Source organism: Streptomyces sp. CNQ085 (genome assembly GCF_022614595.1).
In the GTDB taxonomy this organism is placed as follows: domain Bacteria; phylum Actinomycetota; class Actinomycetes; order Streptomycetales; family Streptomycetaceae; genus Streptomyces.
Genome location: NZ_JAJFAU010000032.1, coordinates 1 through 17,673, shown reverse-complemented (window position 1 = coordinate 17,673; position 17,673 = coordinate 1). Strand labels below are relative to the sequence as shown.

The window sequence follows — 17,673 nt, the reverse complement described above, 5'->3', positions numbered from 1 at the left end:
CATGTCCCTTGACCACCGCCTCTCCCCCGAACACGAGGAACTGCGCCGTACCGTCCAGGAGTTCGCGCACGACGTCATCGCGCCGAAGATCGGGGAGTTCTACGAGAACCACGAGTTCCCCTACGAGATCGTCCGCGAGATGGGCCGCATGGGCCTGTTCGGCCTGCCCTTCCCCGAGAGTTACGGCGGCATGGGCGGCGACTACCTCGCCCTGTGCCTGGTACTGGAGGAGCTGGCCCGGGTGGACTCCTCGGTCGCCATCACCCTGGAGGCCGCCGTCTCGCTGGGCGCCATGCCCGTGTACCGCTTCGGCACCGAGGAGCAGAAGCGCCGGTGGCTGCCGAAGCTGTGCTCGGGCGAGATGCTCGGCGCCTTCGGCCTGACCGAGCCCGACTGCGGCTCGGACGCGGGCGGCACCCGCACCACCGCCGCGCGCGACGGCGACGAGTGGGTGATCAACGGCACCAAGTGCTTCATCACCAACTCCGGCACCGACATCACCGGCCTGGTCACCGTCACCGCCGTCACCGGCCGGGGGCCCGACGGCCGTCCGGAGATCTCCTCGATCATCGTGCCCTCCGGCACCCCGGGCTTCACCGTCGCCGCGCCCTACTCCAAGGTCGGCTGGAACGCCTCGGACACCCGCGAGCTCTCCTTCTCCGACGTCCGGGTCCCGGCCGCCAATCTGCTGGGCGAGGAGGGCCGCGGATACGCCCAGTTCCTGCGCATCCTGGACGAGGGCCGCATCGCCATCTCCGCGCTGGCCACCGGCCTGGCCCAGGGCTGCGTGGACGAGTCGGTGCGGTACACCGGGGAGCGCCGTGCCTTCGGCCGCCCCATCGGCGCCAACCAGGCCATCCAGTTCAAGCTGGCCGACATGGAGATGCGCGCCCACACCGCCCGTATCGCCTGGCGCGATGCGGCCTCCCGGCTGCTGGCGGGCGAGCCGTTCAAGAAGGAAGCGGCCATCGCCAAGCTGTACTCCTCGGAGATCGCGGTCACCAACGCCCGCGAGGCCACACAGATCCACGGCGGTTACGGCTTCATGAACGAGTATCCGGTGGCCCGTATGTGGCGGGATTCGAAGATCCTGGAGATCGGCGAGGGCACCAGCGAGGTCCAGCGCATGCTGATCGCCCGCGAGCTGGGCATCACCGCCGCCTCCTGAGCGGACGGGGCGCGGGCCGTCGGCGGGGCGGACGGGGACGCCGCCGGCCGCGGCACGCACGGGCGGTCCCCCCGTATGTGCCACCGGGCGTACGAGGGGACCGCCTCCCCGCACCGGCGTCGCCCATCACGCCGGCGGTGGACCACCGGCGCGGGACCGTCACCTCCCACGCGGCGGCGCGATGCTGTCTGTATGCCCGTCACAAGCGCACAATCCACCTCCGGACGAGGATGGATTCACCGACTCCCGCCCGAACGCGGCGAGTTGGAAGAAGCGGCGGGGCGGTCCCTACGGGATGACCACGACCGGGCGCCGCGCGCGGCGGGCGAGACGGCCCGCGACCGAACCGAAGAACCGGCCGACGAGACCGTGCGTGGAGCCGACGACGATGGCGTCGGCCTCGTACTCGCAGCCGACCTCCTCCAGTTCGTGACAGATGTCGCCGCCGCGCTCGACAAGGATCCAGGGGACCTCGGACAGGTGGTCCGCGCAGGCCAGCTCCAGGCCCAGCACCTCGGTGCGGTGGTCGGGGACATCGACGAAGACCGGCGGCTCGCAGCCCGCCCACACGGTCGTCGGGAGCCGGTTGGCGACATGGACGATGACCAGCCCGGAATCGGAGCGCCTGGCCATACCGATGGCATAGGCCAGGGCCCGCTCACTGGAGACCGAGCCGTCGAATCCCACCACGACCCCGTGCCGGAACGCCGGATCGCAGGAGTGGCGCGCCTCTTCGGCCGCCCGGGGTGTCATCGCCGGGTCGGCCAGCCGCTTGCGGTCCGCGGGGTCGGGGATCTCGTGTCCAGCCATCGGTTACGTCACGTGTGCCTGGGAATACGTCCTGGAAGCATCTTCCTCAGCCCATACCCCTGAGGGTACGACGGCACTCCCCCCTTGCCCAGAGGCTGCGGTCACTGCCGGTGCAGCATGCCGGAGCGGAAAGCGTTGCGCAATGCCGGGACGGCCTCCCGTACCGCCCCCGCGCCCCTCCGGGACCCGCCCGTGGCCTTCCGGAGCCCCTCCCCCCGGCGAGCCCGGCCTGCCCCGCCCCGGCCGCACGGCACCCCGCGCCACCGCCCCCGCCAGGGCGCCGGGCCGTGCGGGCACGAGGGCGCACAGAGGCGGACGGTGTCTGCGACAGTCCGCCCCCCGGTGCGCGGCGCACACCCCCAGACCGCCGTCCCAGCTTCCTGAGCGCCTGCGCTTTTCGGCCAACTTCCAGCCGTGGTACACAACTTGCCAGAGGCTGACCCCGCACCGCCCACCAGAGCGGGGAGAATCGAGGCGAACAAGTGCACCCCGCGGACGGACGGCCACGGAGCAAGGCGTTCTTCCCAGGGGCGCCGACGAGTGAAACGCTTCGTGATCGAACGCTTCACGCCAAGTTGTCATGTCGACATAGCAGCGAATGGTGAACTTGTCCCGTCGGCCTCGTCGGACACAGTAGATTCGATCTTGGCTAACCACGGCGGGGGAAACGTGCAGGACCGGAAGGACGCGACGACTGAGGGGGGCTTAGTTCCATGAGCCAGGAGCCACCGCACGGCCCTGGGACGACGCGCAAGCTGGCCGCGCGCCGCCGCCGCGAGATCGTCGCCGTACTGCTCTTCGGCGGCGGCCCGATCTTCGAGAGCTCCATCCCGCTGTCCGTCTTCGGCATCGACCGGCAGGACGCCGGCGTTCCCCGCTACCGCCTTCTGGTGTGCGCGGGCGAAGAGGGACCCCTGCGCACCACGGGAGGCCTGGAGTTGACCGCTCCGTACGGCCTGGAGGCTCTCTCCCGGGCGGGCACGATCGTCGTGCCCGCCTGGCGTTCCATCACCCAGCCACCGCCCTCGGCGGCCCTCGACGCCCTGCGGCGGGCGCACGAGGAAGGGGCTCGGATCATAGGCCTGTGCACGGGCGCGTTCGTGCTCGCCGCCGCGGGGCTGCTCGACGGCCGCCCCGCGACGACGCACTGGATGTACGCGCCGACGCTGGCCAAGCGCTACCCGGCGGTCCACGTCGACCCGCGCGAGCTGTTCGTGGACGACGGGGACATCCTCACCTCCGCCGGCACGGCGGCGGGTATCGACCTGTGCCTGCACGTGGTGCGCACCGATCACGGCGCCGAGGCGGCGGGAGCCCTGGCCCGCCGCCTCGTCGTACCGCCCCGGCGCGGCAACGGCGGCCAGGAACGCTACCTGGACAGGTCTTTACCCGAGGAGATCGGCACCGACCCGCTCGCCGAGGTCGTGGCCTGGGCCCTGGAGCACCTCCACGAGCAGTTCGATGTGGAGACGCTCGCCGCACGGGCCTACATGAGCCGGCGGACCTTCGACCGCCGGTTCCGCTCGTTGACCGGCAGCGCGCCGCTGCAGTGGCTGATCACCCAGCGGGTGCTCCAGGCACAGCGGCTGCTGGAGACCTCCGACTACTCGGTCGACGAGGTCGCCGGGCGCTGCGGCTTCCGCTCGCCGGTCGCGCTGCGCGGCCACTTCCGGCGGCAGCTCGGCGCCTCCCCGGCGGCGTACCGGGCGGCCTACCGGGCGCGCACCGGCAGACCGGAGGGCGGCGGGGACGGGGAGCGCGCCTCCGAGGCACGCGCCGACCGGGCCGCGGCCGAGCCCGCCGCACCCGGCACGGTCCTCCCCTCCGGGCACGCGGAGAAGGGCGACCGGGGAGGCGGAGGGGAGCGAGGGAACAGAGAGGAACGGGGAGAACGCTCCGACCGGGCGGAGCGCGGCGTACGGGGTGAGCACTGCAAACCGGAATCCGACACCTACTCCCCCCGACTGCCCCCCCAGCGGGGCCGCACGCCCGGCCGGGCCCCGTAGGCTGGGGCGCATGAACGATCGCATGGTGTGGATCGACTGCGAGATGACCGGGCTCTCGCTGTCCGAAGACGCTCTCGTCGAGGTGGCCGCGCTGGTCACCGACTCGGAGCTGAACGTGCTCGGTGACGGGGTGGACATCGTGATCCGCCCGCCCGCCGAGGCGCTGGACACCATGCCCGACGTCGTCCGCGAGATGCACACCGCCTCCGGCCTGCTCGACGAGCTGGCCGGAGGCACCACGCTGGAGGACGCCGAACAGCGGGTCCTGGAGTACGTCAGGAAGCACGTCCCCGAGCCCGGCCGGGCCCCGCTGTGCGGGAACTCCGTCGGGACCGACCGCGGCTTCCTGATGCGCGACATGCCGACACTGGAGGACTACCTCCACTACCGGATCGTCGACGTCTCCTCCGTCAAGGAGCTGGCCCGGCGCTGGTATCCGAAGGCGTACTTCAGCAGTCCGGAGAAGAGCGGCAACCACCGGGCGCTGGCGGACATCAGGGAGTCCATCGCGGAGCTGCGCTACTACCGCGAGGCGGTCTTCGTCCCCGCGCCCGGTCCGGACTCGGAGACGGCCCGGCGGATCGCGGCCCGGCACGTGCCACCGGCCACGGACTGAGGCGCCCCGGCGCCGCGGAGCCCCTCCCAGGGCCGCACGGGGCCTTGTCGGAGCCACACGGCACAAGGGTGCGCGGGCAGGGCTCGCGACCCTGTACACTCTTATCGGCCGGTGCGGGAAGCACCACGAGCACCGGTCGTGGTGGGTATAGCTCAGCTGGTAGAGCACCTGGTTGTGGTCCAGGATGTCGCGGGTTCGAGTCCCGTTACTCACCCTGAACGATCAAGGCCCGGTCCGCGGCAGCGGACCGGGCCTTCGTCCTCCGCCGGGTCGCGAGGCGCGGCGGAGGTCAGAACAGTCGCACCCCGCGCCGGGCGAGATAGGCGACGGGGTCGACGTCCGAGCCGTAGCCGCGTTTGCTGCGCACCTCGAAGTGGAGGTGGGGGCCGGTGACCCGGCCCGTGGCCCCCGAGCTGCCCACCGGGCTGCCAGCCCCCACCCGCTGCCCGCCGTTCGCCGAGATCCGCGACAGATGGGCGTAGAGGGCGTAGTAGCCGTCGTCCATCCTGATCGTCACCGCCCTTCCGTAGGCGCCGGCCTCGCCGGCGAAGACCACGGAGCCCGCGCCGACCGCGTGGACGGGGGTGCCGACGGGCATCGCGAAGTCGATGCCCGTGTGGTGACCCGCCTGCCAGTTCCCGGGGATCCCGTAGGCGGCCGAGACCCGGTAGTCCCCCGTCACCGGCCGGGCCCAGCGCCCCAGGGCCGCCTCCTGCCCGGCCGGGAAGGCCGCCGGAGCGGCGTCACCGCCCGGCGTCCCCCCTCTCCCGGTCTCCCGGGCTCCTCCCAGCAGGAACGGGACGCTTCCCAGCGCCGCCAGCGCCGCGCCGCGCAGCACCAGTCCTCGCCGGTCCGGCGTCCACCGCGGACGTCCACCCTGTCCAGCCATCCCTTCGACCTCCCATTCGGCGGTGCCATAAATGTGAGGACACGTCAGCCGGGGCCTTCTCGCATCTTCGCGATCGTGCCCGGGACCGCCGAACGGCCTAGCGCCGACCGGGTACGGACCTGCGAATCCGCTTGCGTGCGCGCGCTGTTGAGTTTCCGGGAGATCCGTCCGGCGACAATCCCCGGACAGGTGAATGGACTAAACCATCCGTCGGGCGCCGCCCAGCGCGCGATCACCTCCCGGCCCTTCCATGCCCTCCGGGCCGGGGCGGCCGAAACCGGCGGAGGGCCGCGGACGACAGCGAAAACGGCCGCGGCCGCCCCGCGTACGGGCGGTGGAGAGGCGGGGGCGGACGGACCACCACCCGGCCGGCCGGCGGCCGGCGGCACCGCTCGTGCCGGTGCCGCCGGTGGTGCGGACTGGAGCCCCCGGTGCGGCCGTCGTCGACCTGACCCGGACCGGGAGGCCGGCTTCGTGCCCCCTGGGCGGCTACTCGTCGCCGAAGAGGTCCGCGTAGGCGGCCAGGGCGAGAGCGGCGTCCGCCTGGGCCCAGAAGCGGTGGTAGGTGAACGTCGGCGCCTCGCCGCCGTTCAGGTAGCTCTCCACCTTGTTGAACTGCGGATCGTCCATGTAGAAGGAGCGGATCGACAGGAAGGTCGAGTCGGAGTCGATCCTGTCGCCGTTGGGCATGGTGCCGGTCCAGCCCTCGGGGACGTACACCGGGTTCCCGAACCGCTCGAAGTCGGCCCGGGTCTCCTCCACCGCGATGCCCATGGCGTCCTGGTGGTGGTCCCACATGGCGTCCATCAGCGCCTTGGCGGTGGTCCTGGCCTCCTCGTCGCCGGACTTGGCGGCGTAGTACATCAGGGTCTTGGCCAGGGCCGCGGTGACGCCGACGTCGGTGGAGTAGTCGCGGACCGTCACGTGCAGGTCCGAGTTGTCACCGGGGTTGGAGGGGTTCCAGGTGTCGGGCTCGCCCGACCACTGGAGGGTGGAGGGTATCTGGTAGTTGCCGCCGGGGTTGACGGTCACCTCGGACAGGACCCACGGGACCCACTTGTCCAGGACCTCCCCGGCCGTGGCGTTGCCGGTCTCGTGGTAGAGCTCGGCGACGCGCTCCATCGACCATGCCTGCATGCCGAACCACTGGTTGGACGGCGGGTCGTGGTAGACGGGCTTCTCGTCGTAGAACATGCCGTAGAAGGTCGGGGTGCCGGCCGGCGGGGTGCCGTAGTCGCCCTCCCAGCTGTTGGTCGCGCCGCCGGCGATACCGCCCTCGTCGGACTGCAGCCAGCGGTAGAACTCGACCTGGCGCTGGAGACTCTTCTCCCAGTCCGACACCGCGGTGGAGCCCTTGGGCCTCAGCTCCGGGACGGTGGTCAGGGCGTGGGCGGTCATCGGGTTCTGGTAGCCGAAGTGGTTGTGGCTGCTGCCGATCCGCCAGGCCCAGCCGGCGCTGGTGTCGGTGGCGCCGCCCCAGGCGTAGTACCAGGACAGCAGGTAGTGCGCGCTGTCCTTGCCGGTGCCGGCGGGGCAGGAGGTGGGACCGGTGCAGTTGCCGATCTTCTTGAAGTACTTGTCGAAGAAGGCGTAGCGCAGGTAGTCGCCCATCTTCGCGGCCTTGGCCAGTGTCGCGGAGATCTCGGACTTCCTGCCCTGCTCCCCGGCCCACGTCTCGGCCCAGTAGGCGGCCTGGATGGCGCGGGCGTCGGCGTCGGGGGCGTTGGTGAACTTCCACTGCTCGGCGTAGTTGTCGTCGTCCATGAACAGGTCGAGGTACCCGTTCTCACCGCCGAAGGTGAAGTCGTCGCAGGTGGGCTGCGGGATGGTCTCCCACACCGACTCCTGCGAGCCGCGCTGGAAGGTGTTGATGTACGACGGCGCGTCCGAATCCGGTCCGCCCTGGCAGACGCTGCCGGGCTCGTTGCCGTAGCCGTAGACGTTGTCCACGTCCTGCAGCCAGTGCATGCCGTAGATCTCTTCGGTGCCGTAGGCGCCGCGCAGCTCGGCCGCGATCGGGTCCCTGCCGACGGGGACGTCGCCGTTGATGGCCGACGGGTAATCCTCCGGGGTCGGGTGCTCGGCCGCGTAGGTGGCGGGCCTGGAGGGGTCGTAGAAGCTGTTGGTCGGCTGGTCCTCCTTCGTGGGGATCATGTAGTCCTCCATGATCCGCCACGACTCGTTGAACGGGTCCCAGTCCTCGGTGACCTTGCCGTACATGGCCTGCAGCCAGATGAGGTAGCTGTACGCCTCGGAGGTCGTCTCGTGACCGTGGTCGGGGGCCTCGACCATCAGCGTCTCGACGGAGTGGTAGGGGATGCCCTCCGGCGAGAAGTACCCGTTGGCCGGGTCGAAGATCTTGTTGTAGAGCTCCAGGAATCGGTCCTCGTACTCGCCTCCGTCACCGGAGCCGGACAGCTGGGTGACCGTCACCTCGGCCTCTTCGTGGCCGGGCGCGCTGACGGTGAAGGCCGCCGATCCGGTGCCGGTCTCGTCGGCCGCGACGGTGACCTCCTGGGGGGTGTCCCAGTTGGAGGTCGTGAAGGTGAGCGAGGCGCCGTCGGCCACGGACAGACCCGTGTTCCCGCTGGTGCGCTCCACCGTGGCCGTCACGTTCACGGACGGCCGCTTGGAGAGCTTGACGGCGAACCGGGCGGTCTCCCCCTGGCGCACGCCGAGCTGGGCCGGGGTGACGACCACCGCGGGGCCCGCGGTGACCTGGACGCCGACGGGGGTGGACTCGCTCGACATGCCGTTGGAGTCGTGGGCGACGGCGTAGAGCGAGTAGTTGCCGGCCGGGACGTCCTCCCAGTCGAAGGAGTAGGGCGCCGTGGTGTCGGTGCCCAGCAGTTCGGCGTCGCTGTAGAACTCGACCTTCTCGATGGTGGCCCCGGACTCGGTGGCCCTCGCGGTGGCCGTCAGCGGGACGGTGGCGCCCGCGGAGAAGACCGCGCCCGCGCCGGGGCTGGTCAGGGTGGCGGTGGGGGCGGAGAGGTTGCCGCCGCAGCGGGTGCCGTTGACGGAGAAGGAAGTGGGGTCGGTGTTGGTGCCGCTGTAGCTGAAGTTGGCACCGGTGCTGACCGCGGCGCCGCCCGCGATGCGCGCGTTGAACGACGCGTTCCTGACGGTGACGTTCTGGCCCGACTGCGACCACTGGCCGTTCCAGCCCTGCTGGAGCCGCTGGTTGCCGCTGTAGCCGTAGGTCAGGGTCCAGCCGTCGATGGCCTCGGAACCCCGGTTGGTGATGATGATGTCGGCGGTGAAGCCCGACCCCCATTCGTTCTTGCCGTAGTCCACGCTGCACTGGAGGGCCGCGGCCTGGGCCGTCCCGCTCAGGGCCGAGGTCAGACCCAGCGGGAGGGAGATCGCTACGGCCGCTGCCACCAGCAGCTTCCTGGTTCTGCCTCTGGGATGCCTGGGCGGTACGCCCGTGACTGGTAACGCGCTCATGCGGGGGCTCTCTCCTCGCGGCTCGTGTGGGGAAGAACTGTGCCAGGGACTGTGCCTGGACCGTGTCCGACAGGGACGTGCGGAGGGACTGAAACCAGTGGGAGCGCTCCCAAGGTTCAAGGTGGACATGACACCTGTCAAGGCTCCGGACAAGAAGACCCTGCCGGAGAAATTCGATCCGTCAATTACTGAACGCACTCTGGCCATAACCAGAAGTTGTCGCTACCTTCTCCTTCAACCAGTGGGAGCGCTTCCACAGTCGTGCGCCAGGGACGGCGCGTTCGACCGACCAGGAGCCGCTCCATGTACCCCCCACCACGCCCCCGGGCGCTGACCAGTACCGCGGCGCTCCGCGCCGCCCCTCACAGCGGGACCGGCCGACCGGTCCTGCCCGGCCGACCCCTCTCCTCCTCAGGCACCGATACCGGGGCACGCTCCGGGAGGCAGTGCCCGGAGACGGGCGCGGAACGAGGTCTCGCTCCGCGCCACGACAGCGGTCGTTCCCCACCGCGGCGGAAAGACCCCTCCGTCCGGGACTCGCACCCGTGACACGACCGCACCCCCCAACGCGGAGCTGGGCTCCGCCGTCATCCGGAGAACACCGGAAGGAAGAGGAAGAGATCGCATGACAGGCACCAGAGAACCGACGCGCGGGCGCCGGACGGCGCTGCTCGCCGCCGGTGCGCTGATAACCGGCGCGCTCGGCGCGGGCGGCATGATGCAGGGCACCGCCATGGCGGCACCCGTCTGCACGGTGGACTACGAGGTCACCAACGAGTGGAACAACGGCTTCACCGCCTCGGTCACCGTGACCAACGAAGCCGCCTCCCCCGTGAACAACTGGAAGGTGGAGTGGGACTACTCGGGCGGCCAGAGTGCCGGCTCGGGCTGGAACGCCACCGTGTCCCAGAGCGGTGCGCACGTGACCGCCACCGCCCCCTCGTGGAACTCCACCCTGCTCTCGGGTGGTTCCGCGAACTTCGGCTTCAACGGGACCCACTCCGGCTCGAACCCCGCTCCCACCGAGTTCAAGCTGAACGGCACCACCTGCAACGTGGATGGCGGCGACCCCGATGACCCGGGTGACCCGGGTGACCCTCCTGGTGACCGCGTGGACAACCCGTACGCGGGCGCCCAGCTCTACGTGAACCCGGACTGGTCCGAGCAGGCTGCCGAGAGCGGCGGCGGGGCGATCGCCGACCAGCCGACCGCCGTGTGGCTGGACCGCATCTCCGCCATCGAGTCGGGCTCCGCCGGCGAGAACACCATGGGCCTGCGCGACCACCTCGACGCGGCTCTGGAGCAGGGCGCCGACGCGCTCCAGATGGTCACCTACAACCTGCCCGGCCGCGACTGCGCCGCGCTCGCCTCCCAGGGCGAACTCGGCCCGGACGAGATCGACCGGTACAAGAACGAGTTCATCGACCCGATCGCGGAGATCGTCGGCGACCCGAAGTACGCCGACCTGCGGATCATCAACGTCGTCGAGATCGACTCGCTGCCGAACCTCATCACCAACGTCAGCGGCCGGCCCACCGCGACCGAGAACTGCGACGAGATGCTGGCCAACGGCAACTACGTCGAGGGCGTCGGCTACGCCCTGGCCACGCTCGGCCAGTTCGACAACGTCTACAACTACATCGACATCGGCCACCACGGCTGGCTCGGCTGGGACAGCAACTTCACCCCGGCCGCCGAACTGCTCCACGAGGCCGCCAACGCCGCGGGCGCCACGGTCGACGACGTCGCCGGCTTCGCCGCCAATGTCGCCAACTACGGCGCGCTCAAGGAGCCGCACTTCACCATCAACGACTCGGTGAACGGCACCTCGGTCCGCCAGTCCAAGTGGGTCGACTGGAACTTCTACGTGGACGAGCAGTCCTACGCCCAGGCGTTCCGCGAGGAGGCCGTCCGGGTTGGCTTCAACTCCGACGTCGGCGTGATCATCGACACCTCCCGCAACGGCTGGGGCGGCCCGAACCGACCCGGCGCCCCCGCCGCCAAGACCAGCCTGGACGCGTTCGTCGACGGCAGCCGCATCGACCGCCGCATCCACACCGGCAACTGGTGCAACCAGGCCGGCGCCGGCCTCGGCGAGCGGCCGACGGCGGCCCCCGCCTCCGGTATCGACGCCTACGCGTGGATCAAGCCCCCGGGTGAGTCCGACGGTGCCAGCGAGGACATCCCGAACGAGGAGGGCAAGAAGGCCGACGAGATGTGCAACCCCTCCTACGAGGGCAACCCGCGCAACAACAACCACATGTCGGGTGCCCTGCCCGACGCGCCGCTCTCGGGCCACTGGTTCCAGGCCCAGTTCGAGGAGCTGCTGCGCAACGCCTACCCGCCGATCGACTGATCACCGGCTGATCACTCAGCAGCGGCAGGACGGCTCACAAGGGGGCCGGCCGGTACGCCGGCCGGCCCCTCCGCCGTGGCCGCGGTGCCGTAGCCTCCCGCGGGACCGGCCGGGGACCGTCAGGGAGGGTCAGGAGGAGGCGCGGCGGACCAGCTCCGTCGGCAGCACCCGGCTGGAGCGGTCGTTCCGGCCCGCCTTGCGGTCCTCGATCTGCTCCAGCAGCACCCGCGCCATCGACCGGCCCATCTCCTCCAGCGGCTGCCGCACACTGGTCAGCGGCGGGTCCATGTGGCGGGCGACGGCCGAGTCGTCGAAGCCGACCAGCGCCACGTCCTCGGGCACCCGGCGGCCGGAGTCGCGCAGCACGGCGCGGGCGCCCGCGGCCATCACGTCGGAGGCGCAGAAGACCGCGTCCAGGTCGGGCCGCCGCGACAGCAGCTCCCGCACGGCGCGGCGGCCGCCCTCCTCGGTGAAGTCGCCGACGGCCACCAGACGCTCGTCCTCGTCCAGTTCCGCGGCGCGCATCGCGTCGCGGTATCCCTGGAGACGGCACTGGGCGACGTACATGTCCAGGGGGCCGGTGACGGTGGCCACCGCGCGCCGACCGTGGCCGATCAGGTGCTCCACGGCGGCCCGGGCGCCGCCGGTGTTGTCGCAGTCCACGTACGGCACCGGGTCGTCGCCGCTGCGGCGGCCGCTGAGGACGGCGGGCATCTCGATGCGTTCCAGCAGGTCGGGCAGGGGATCGTCGGCGTGCACGGACACCAGCAGCACACCGTCCACCCGGTGTGCTGTGACGTACTGGGCGAAGCGGTCGCGTTCCCTGGGGTTGCGGATCAGGGTCAGCAGCAGCTGCATGTCGGTTTCGGCGAGTTCGGCACTGACGCCGCGGATGATGCCGGAGAAGTAGGGCTCGGCGAACAACCTGGTCTCGGCCTCGGGGATGACCAGCGCGATCGCGTCGGTACTGCCCGCGGCCAGTGCCCGGGCGGCCCTGTTGGGCACGTAGCCCAGTTCGGCGATCGCCTGCCGGACGGCGGTGCGCGTCTGGTCGCTGACGTTGGCGGCGTCGTTGATCACCCGGGAGACGGTGCCGCGGCCCACCCCCGCGTAGGCGGCGACCTGCTCCAGAGTGGGCCGTTGGCCCCGCCTTCCGCTCACTGTCATGACCGCCTCCCCGGCGTGTACGGGCTCGACCGCAGGGGCCGACCGACCCTTGCATCAGTATCGATCAGCCACTGAAGCTAACAGCCGGATAACTGCGCCGGGTCAGAGTGTTCATTTCCTTGACACCTGCGCCAGGGAACCGCGACTCTTCAACCCATCACGTCTGGGAGCGCTCCCAAAAGACTTGACCCATACAGAACCCGTACGTTCCCACCCGAGCCGCAACACTGTCCGTCATTGCGGTCCCCCACACCCTTCGACGGCCGGGGTGAAACGTCAGGGCGCTAGGAGGACGCAGTGCGCAAGACCCGCACCACCCGCCGGGCCGTGGCCGTCATGGCCGCCGCGGCCATCGGCACGAGCCTGCTCGCCGGCTGCGCGAGCGACGAGGACTCGGGCAGCAACGCCGGGGGAACCGACAGCGAGGGCAAGACCGTCATCACCGTCGGCCTCTTCGGGACGTTCGGCTTCAAGGAGGCCGGACTGTACGAGGAGTACGAGAAGCTCAACCCGAAGGTCAAGATCGAGCAGACCGTCGTCGAGCGGAACGAGAACTACTACCCGCAGTTGCTCACCCGCCTCGCCAGCAACAGCGGTCTCGCCGACATCCAGGGCGTCGAGGTGGCGAACATCGCCGAGGTCGTCCAGACCCAGGCGGACAAGTTCGTCGACCTGTCCGAGGCCGGCGGGGTCTCCAGGGACGACTACTTCGACTGGAAGTGGAACCAGGCCACCACCGAGGACGGCAAGACCATCGGCCTGGGCACCGACATCGGCCCGATGGCCGTCTGCTACCGCAAGGACCACTTCGAGTCCGCCGGCCTGCCCACCGACCGCGACGAGGTCGGGAAGCTGTGGGAGGGCGACTGGCAGAAGTACCTCGACACCGGCAAGAAGTTCATGGACGGCGCCCCCGAGGGCGTCAAGTGGGTCGACTCCGCCAGCGGCCTGTACAACGCGGCCATCTCCTCCAGCGCCACCCGTTACTACGACGAGCGGGGCGAGGTCGTCTACAAGACCAACCCCGACGTCAAGGAGGCCTGGGACGTCGCCGCGGAGGCCGCCTCCGAGGACATGACCGACAAGCACGAGCTGTTCACGGACTCGTGGAACAAGGCCATGAACAACGGCACCTTCGCCACGCTCTCCTGCCCCGCCTGGATGCTCGGCTACATCCAGGACAAGGGCGGCGACAAGGCCGAGGGCAAGTGGGACGTCGCTCCCGCCCCCAAGGCCGGCAACTGGGGCGGCTCCTTCCTCGGTGTGCCCGAGAGCGGCGAGAACAAGGAGGAGGCGGTCAAGCTCGCCGCCTGGCTGACCGCTCCCACCCAGCAGGCCAAGCTCTTCGCCGAGCGCGGCAGCTTCCCCAGCGCCCCGAAGTCGTACGAGACTCCCGAGGTCGCCGAGGCCACGCACGAGTACTTCTCGAACGCGCCCATCGGTGAGATCTTCTCCAAGGCGGCCGAGGGCATCCCGACCCAGGTGATCGGCCCGAAGGACCAGGTCATCCAGGAGAATCTCACCCGCAGCGGCCTCCTGCAGATGGAGCGCAGCGGTCTGTCCTCCGACAAGGCATGGGAAGAGGCCGCCAAGGCAGTCGACAACGCCCTGGACGAGTGATCGACAAGTGACCACTACCGGTTCGCCGGTGTCCGCGCCCCCCGTCAAGCAGGGGGGCGCGGCCCCGCGCCACAAACATGTCCCCTCCTCCCACGAGGACCGGCGGCGGGAACGCCGCAGCCGCTGGTACCAGCGGGACGTGAAGTGGAGTCCGTACGGCTTCGTCGCCCCGTTCTTCCTCTTCTTCGGCGCCTTCAGTCTCTTCCCGCTGCTCTACACGGGCTGGGCTTCGCTGCACAAGGTGTCGCTGACGGCCCCCACCGACATGGAGTGGGCCGGGCTGCACAACTTCACCCGGCTGCTGGAGGACGATTTCTTCTGGAACGCCCTGCGCAACACCTTCAGCATCGGGATCATCTCCACCGTGCCCCAGCTGCTGATCGCGCTCGGGCTGGCCCACCTGCTGAACTACAAGCTGCGCGGCGCCACGTTCTACCGCGTGGCCATGCTGGCCCCCTACGCCACCTCGGTGGCCGCGGCGACCCTCGTCTTCGTGGTGCTCTTCGGCCGTGACTACGGCATGATCAACTGGTTCCTGGGGCTCGTCGGGCTCGACCCCGTGAACTGGCAGGAGGGCATGACCTCCCACTTCGCGATCTCCGCGATCGTGATCTGGCGCTGGACGGGCTACAACACCCTCATCTACCTCGCCGCCATGCAGGCGGTGCCCAAGGACCTGTACGAGTCGGCGGCGCTGGACGGCGCCTCGCGCTGGCAGCAGTTCGTCCACGTCACCATCCCCGCGCTGCGGCCGACGATCCTGTTCACGATCGTCGTCTCGACGATCGGCGCGACACAGCTGTTCGGCGAGCCCCTGCTGTTCAACCCCGGCGGCGGCGCGAACGGCGGTCCGGCCCACCAGTACCAGACCCTGGGCCTCTACCTGTACGAGCAGGGCTGGGTCAACCTGCACCTGGGCCGGGCCTCGGCCATCGCCTGGATGATGTTCCTGATCCTGGTGCTGATCGCGCTGGTCAACTGGCTGGTCTCGCGCGGCATGCAGAAGCGGGAGCTGGGCCGCAAGACCGCGAGGAGTCGCTCATGAGCGTGCTGGAGTCCGACCGCGCGACGTCCCCGCGGACGGCGCCCGAGCCCGGCGGCGCGGGCCACCGCACCGGTCGCGGGCGGGGACGGGCCGGCAGCGCCGGCGGCACGCTGCACGGCGGCAAGCTGACGTACGCGGTGCTGTTCCTCGTCACCGCGATCGCGCTCTTCCCGCTGTTCTGGACGGCCGTCGCCGCCTCCCGCAACAACACCCGGCTCGCGGAGATGCCTCCGCCCTTCTGGTTCGGCGGCAACCTCTTCAAGAACCTGGAGATCGCCTGGAACGACGCCAACATGGGCCTGGCGCTGCTCAACACCACCATCGTCGCCGGGTCCATCGCGGCCGGCACCGTGCTGTTCGGGACGATCGCCGGGTTCGCGTTCGCCAAGCTGCGGTTCCGCTTCCGGAACCTGCTGCTGATGCTGACGATCGGCACCATGATGGTGCCGCCGCAGCTCAGTGTGGTACCGCTGTTCATGGCGATCGCGGAGCTGGAGTGGACCAACCAGCTCCAGGCCGTCATCCTGCCGACCTTCGTCAGCGCCTTCGGCGTGTTCTTCATGCGGCAGTACCTGCTGGAGGCGCTGCCGACCGAGCTGATCGAGGCCGCACGGGTGGACGGCGCGAGCAGTCCGCGCGTCGTGTGGCACGTGGTCTTCCCCGCGGCCCGGCCCGCGATGGCCGTGCTCGGCATGCTGACCTTCGTGATGGCCTGGAACGACTTCTTCTGGCCGATCATCGCGCTGACCCAGCAGAACCCGACCGTCCAGGTCGCCCTGACCGGTCTGGGCCGGGGTTACATCCCCGACCAGTCGGTGATCATGGCCGGCGCGCTGCTGGGTACCCTGCCGCTGTTGCTGATCCTGACCGTCTTCGGCAAACAGATCGTCGGCGGCATCATGCAGGGGGCGGTCAAGGGCTGACCTCCGGCCCGCCCCCCGCCACCCGGCCCCCACTCCATCCCTTTCCGTGCAATCTTTGATGGGAGCGCTCCCATATGAGTCAGTCCTCCTTCCCCGCCGACTTCCTGTTCGGCTCGGCCACCTCCGCCTACCAGATCGAGGGAGCCGCCGCCGAGGACGGCCGCACCCCCTCCATCTGGGACACCTTCTGCCGCACCCCCGGCAAGGTGCTCGGGGGCGACACCGGCGACGTCGCCGTGGACCACTACCACCGCTGGCGCGACGACGTACAGCTCATGGCGGACCTCAACCTCAACGCCTACCGGTTCTCCATCTCCTGGTCCCGTGTCCAGCCCACCGGCCGCGGTCCCGCCGTCCAGCGCGGCCTGGACTTCTACCGCTCGCTGGTCGACGAGCTGCTGGCCAGGGGCATCACCCCCTGGATCACGCTGTACCACTGGGACCTGCCGCAGGAGCTGGAGGACACCGGCGGCTGGCCGGAGCGCGCCACCGCCGAGCGGTTCGCCGAGTACGCCTCCCTGGTCGCCGACGCGCTCGGCGACCGCGTGGAGCGCTGGACCACCCTCAACGAGCCCTGGTGCTCGGCCTACCTCGGCTACGGCTCGGGCGTCCACGCCCCCGGCCGCACCGACCACGCCGACGTGCTGCGCGCCGCCCACCACCTCAACCTCGCCCACGGGCTGGGCACCCAGGCCCTGCGCGCCGCCCTCCCCAGCCGCGCGCAGATCGGCGTCAGCATCAACCCGGCCGCCGTCCGGGCCCTCACCGACGACCCCGGCGACCTGGACGCCAGGCGGCGCATCGACGCCCTGGCCAACCGGATCTTCGACGGTCCGATGCTGCGCGGGGTGTACGACGAGGACCTGGTCCAGGACACCTCGCGCCTGACGGACTGGAGCTTCGTCAAGGACGGCGACCTGGCCGACATCCACCAGCCGCTGGACGCGCTGGGCATCAACTACTACACGCCCACCCTGGTCTCGGCCTCCGCCGACCGGAAGCTGCCGCGCCGGGACGGGCACGGCGGCGGCGAGCAGTCGCCCTGGCCGGCCGCTGAGGACATCGCCTTCCACCAGACCCCGGGTGAGACCACCGACATGGGCTGGACGATCGACCCCACCGGTCTGCACGACCTGCTCATGCACTACCACCGCGAGACCGGCGGCATCCCGCTCTACATCACCGAGAACGGCATGGCCTGCGACGACAAGCCGTCCCCCGAGGGCACCGTCCACGACCCCGACCGCATCGCCTACCTCCGCGGCCACCTGGACACCGTCCGGCGGGCGATCACCGACGGAGCCGACGTGCGCGGCTACTTCCTGTGGTCCCTGCTGGACAACTTCGAGTGGGCGTACGGCTACAGCAAGCGGTTCGGCACGGTGTACGTGGACTTCGACTCCCTGGCGCGCATCCCCAAGTCCAGCGCCCGGTGGTACGCCGAGGTGGCCCGGACCGGCGAGCTGCCCGCGTCCGGGGCGCTGGACACCGTGGGGGACCCGGTGGCCGACTGAGGCACCCGGCGGCCGGGCGGTCCGACCGGAGGGCCTGACCGGGCGAACGGCCCGCACCGGCCGGAATGGGCGGGGCGCAGCGGGCGGGGGGGTGGAGTCCGCTGCGCCC

General features: G+C 70.5%; 12 protein-coding genes and 1 tRNA gene. 9 read left to right on the top strand and 4 right to left on the bottom strand.

Annotation, left to right across the window (positions count from 1 at the left end):
- The first annotated feature begins 1 nt into the window (after position 1).
- A complete protein-coding gene (locus LJ221_RS08615; RefSeq protein ID WP_241715129.1) occupies positions 2 to 1,168 on the top strand; it encodes an acyl-CoA dehydrogenase family protein in 1,167 nt (388 codons plus the stop codon).
- A 288-nt stretch (positions 1,169 to 1,456) separates the two neighbouring features.
- Here the strand turns inward: LJ221_RS08615 and LJ221_RS08610 are convergent, their stop codons facing one another.
- Entirely contained in the window at positions 1,457 to 1,978 is a 522-nt protein-coding gene (locus LJ221_RS08610) for a universal stress protein (protein WP_241715128.1), read from the bottom strand.
- A 713-nt stretch (positions 1,979 to 2,691) separates the two neighbouring features.
- On the opposite strand from LJ221_RS08610, the gene LJ221_RS08605 reads away from it, so the two are divergent.
- From LJ221_RS08605 to LJ221_RS08595, 3 genes are all read left to right on the top strand, one after another.
- On the top strand, positions 2,692 to 3,984 hold the full coding sequence (locus LJ221_RS08605) for a helix-turn-helix domain-containing protein (RefSeq protein ID WP_241715127.1): 1,293 nt from the start codon (positions 2,692 to 2,694) through the stop codon (positions 3,982 to 3,984).
- A 10-nt stretch (positions 3,985 to 3,994) separates the two neighbouring features.
- A complete protein-coding gene (gene orn / locus LJ221_RS08600) occupies positions 3,995 to 4,600 on the top strand; it encodes an oligoribonuclease (RefSeq protein ID WP_241715126.1) in 606 nt (201 codons plus the stop codon).
- Between the two features lie 141 nt (positions 4,601 to 4,741).
- A tRNA-His gene (locus LJ221_RS08595) sits at positions 4,742 to 4,814 on the top strand.
- A gap of 75 nt (positions 4,815 to 4,889) precedes the next feature.
- Here the strand turns inward: LJ221_RS08595 and LJ221_RS08590 are convergent.
- A complete protein-coding gene (locus LJ221_RS08590; protein WP_241715124.1) occupies positions 4,890 to 5,489 on the bottom strand; it encodes a murein hydrolase activator EnvC in 600 nt (199 codons plus the stop codon).
- Positions 5,490 to 5,978: 489 nt separating this feature from the next.
- Entirely contained in the window at positions 5,979 to 8,939 is a 2,961-nt protein-coding gene (locus LJ221_RS08585; protein WP_241715122.1) for a glycoside hydrolase family 48 protein, read from the bottom strand.
- 625 nt (positions 8,940 to 9,564) lie between these two features.
- On the opposite strand from LJ221_RS08585, the gene LJ221_RS08580 reads away from it, so the two are divergent.
- On the top strand, positions 9,565 to 11,295 hold the full coding sequence (locus tag LJ221_RS08580) for a glycoside hydrolase family 6 protein (RefSeq protein ID WP_241715121.1): 1,731 nt from the start codon (positions 9,565 to 9,567) through the stop codon (positions 11,293 to 11,295).
- A 129-nt stretch (positions 11,296 to 11,424) separates the two neighbouring features.
- Here the strand turns inward: LJ221_RS08580 and LJ221_RS08575 are convergent, their stop codons facing one another.
- Positions 11,425 to 12,462 (bottom strand): LacI family DNA-binding transcriptional regulator, encoded by a 1,038-nt coding sequence (locus tag LJ221_RS08575; protein WP_241715120.1) that lies wholly within the window; start codon positions 12,460 to 12,462, stop codon positions 11,425 to 11,427.
- Between the two features lie 336 nt (positions 12,463 to 12,798).
- On the opposite strand from LJ221_RS08575, the gene LJ221_RS08570 reads away from it, so the two are divergent.
- From LJ221_RS08570 to LJ221_RS08555, 4 genes are all read left to right on the top strand, one after another.
- Positions 12,799 to 14,082 (top strand): extracellular solute-binding protein, encoded by a 1,284-nt coding sequence (locus tag LJ221_RS08570; RefSeq protein WP_241715152.1) that lies wholly within the window; start codon positions 12,799 to 12,801, stop codon positions 14,080 to 14,082.
- A gap of 28 nt (positions 14,083 to 14,110) precedes the next feature.
- Positions 14,111 to 15,127, top strand: a complete 1,017-nt coding sequence (locus tag LJ221_RS08565; RefSeq protein ID WP_241715119.1) for a carbohydrate ABC transporter permease — start codon at positions 14,111 to 14,113, stop codon at positions 15,125 to 15,127.
- Positions 15,124 to 16,050, top strand: a complete 927-nt coding sequence (locus LJ221_RS08560; protein WP_241715118.1) for a carbohydrate ABC transporter permease — start codon at positions 15,124 to 15,126, stop codon at positions 16,048 to 16,050. Before LJ221_RS08565 ends, LJ221_RS08560 begins: the two co-directional genes overlap by 4 nt.
- A 74-nt stretch (positions 16,051 to 16,124) precedes the next feature.
- Positions 16,125 to 17,564, top strand: coding sequence for a GH1 family beta-glucosidase (locus tag LJ221_RS08555; protein WP_241715117.1), 1,440 nt, complete (start codon positions 16,125 to 16,127; stop codon positions 17,562 to 17,564).
- Positions 17,565 to 17,673 lie beyond the last annotated feature (109 nt).

Bases quoted from the DNA above. Each gene is read 5' to 3' on its own strand.
- LJ221_RS08615 (WP_241715129.1), top strand. From the start codon at position 2: ATGTCCCTTGACCACCGCCTCTCCCCCGAACACGAGGAACTGCGCCGT.
- LJ221_RS08610 (WP_241715128.1), bottom strand. From the start codon at position 1,978: ATGGCTGGACACGAGATCCCCGACCCCGCGGACCGCAAGCGGCTGGCC.
- LJ221_RS08605 (WP_241715127.1), top strand. From the start codon at position 2,692: ATGAGCCAGGAGCCACCGCACGGCCCTGGGACGACGCGCAAGCTGGCC.
- orn (WP_241715126.1), top strand. From the start codon at position 3,995: ATGAACGATCGCATGGTGTGGATCGACTGCGAGATGACCGGGCTCTCG.
- LJ221_RS08590 (WP_241715124.1), bottom strand. From the start codon at position 5,489: ATGGCTGGACAGGGTGGACGTCCGCGGTGGACGCCGGACCGGCGAGGA.
- LJ221_RS08585 (WP_241715122.1), bottom strand. From the start codon at position 8,939: ATGAGCGCGTTACCAGTCACGGGCGTACCGCCCAGGCATCCCAGAGGC.
- LJ221_RS08580 (WP_241715121.1), top strand. From the start codon at position 9,565: ATGACAGGCACCAGAGAACCGACGCGCGGGCGCCGGACGGCGCTGCTC.
- LJ221_RS08575 (WP_241715120.1), bottom strand. From the start codon at position 12,462: ATGACAGTGAGCGGAAGGCGGGGCCAACGGCCCACTCTGGAGCAGGTC.
- LJ221_RS08570 (WP_241715152.1), top strand. From the start codon at position 12,799: ATGGCCGCCGCGGCCATCGGCACGAGCCTGCTCGCCGGCTGCGCGAGC.
- LJ221_RS08560 (WP_241715118.1), top strand. From the start codon at position 15,124: ATGAGCGTGCTGGAGTCCGACCGCGCGACGTCCCCGCGGACGGCGCCC.
- LJ221_RS08555 (WP_241715117.1), top strand. From the start codon at position 16,125: ATGAGTCAGTCCTCCTTCCCCGCCGACTTCCTGTTCGGCTCGGCCACC.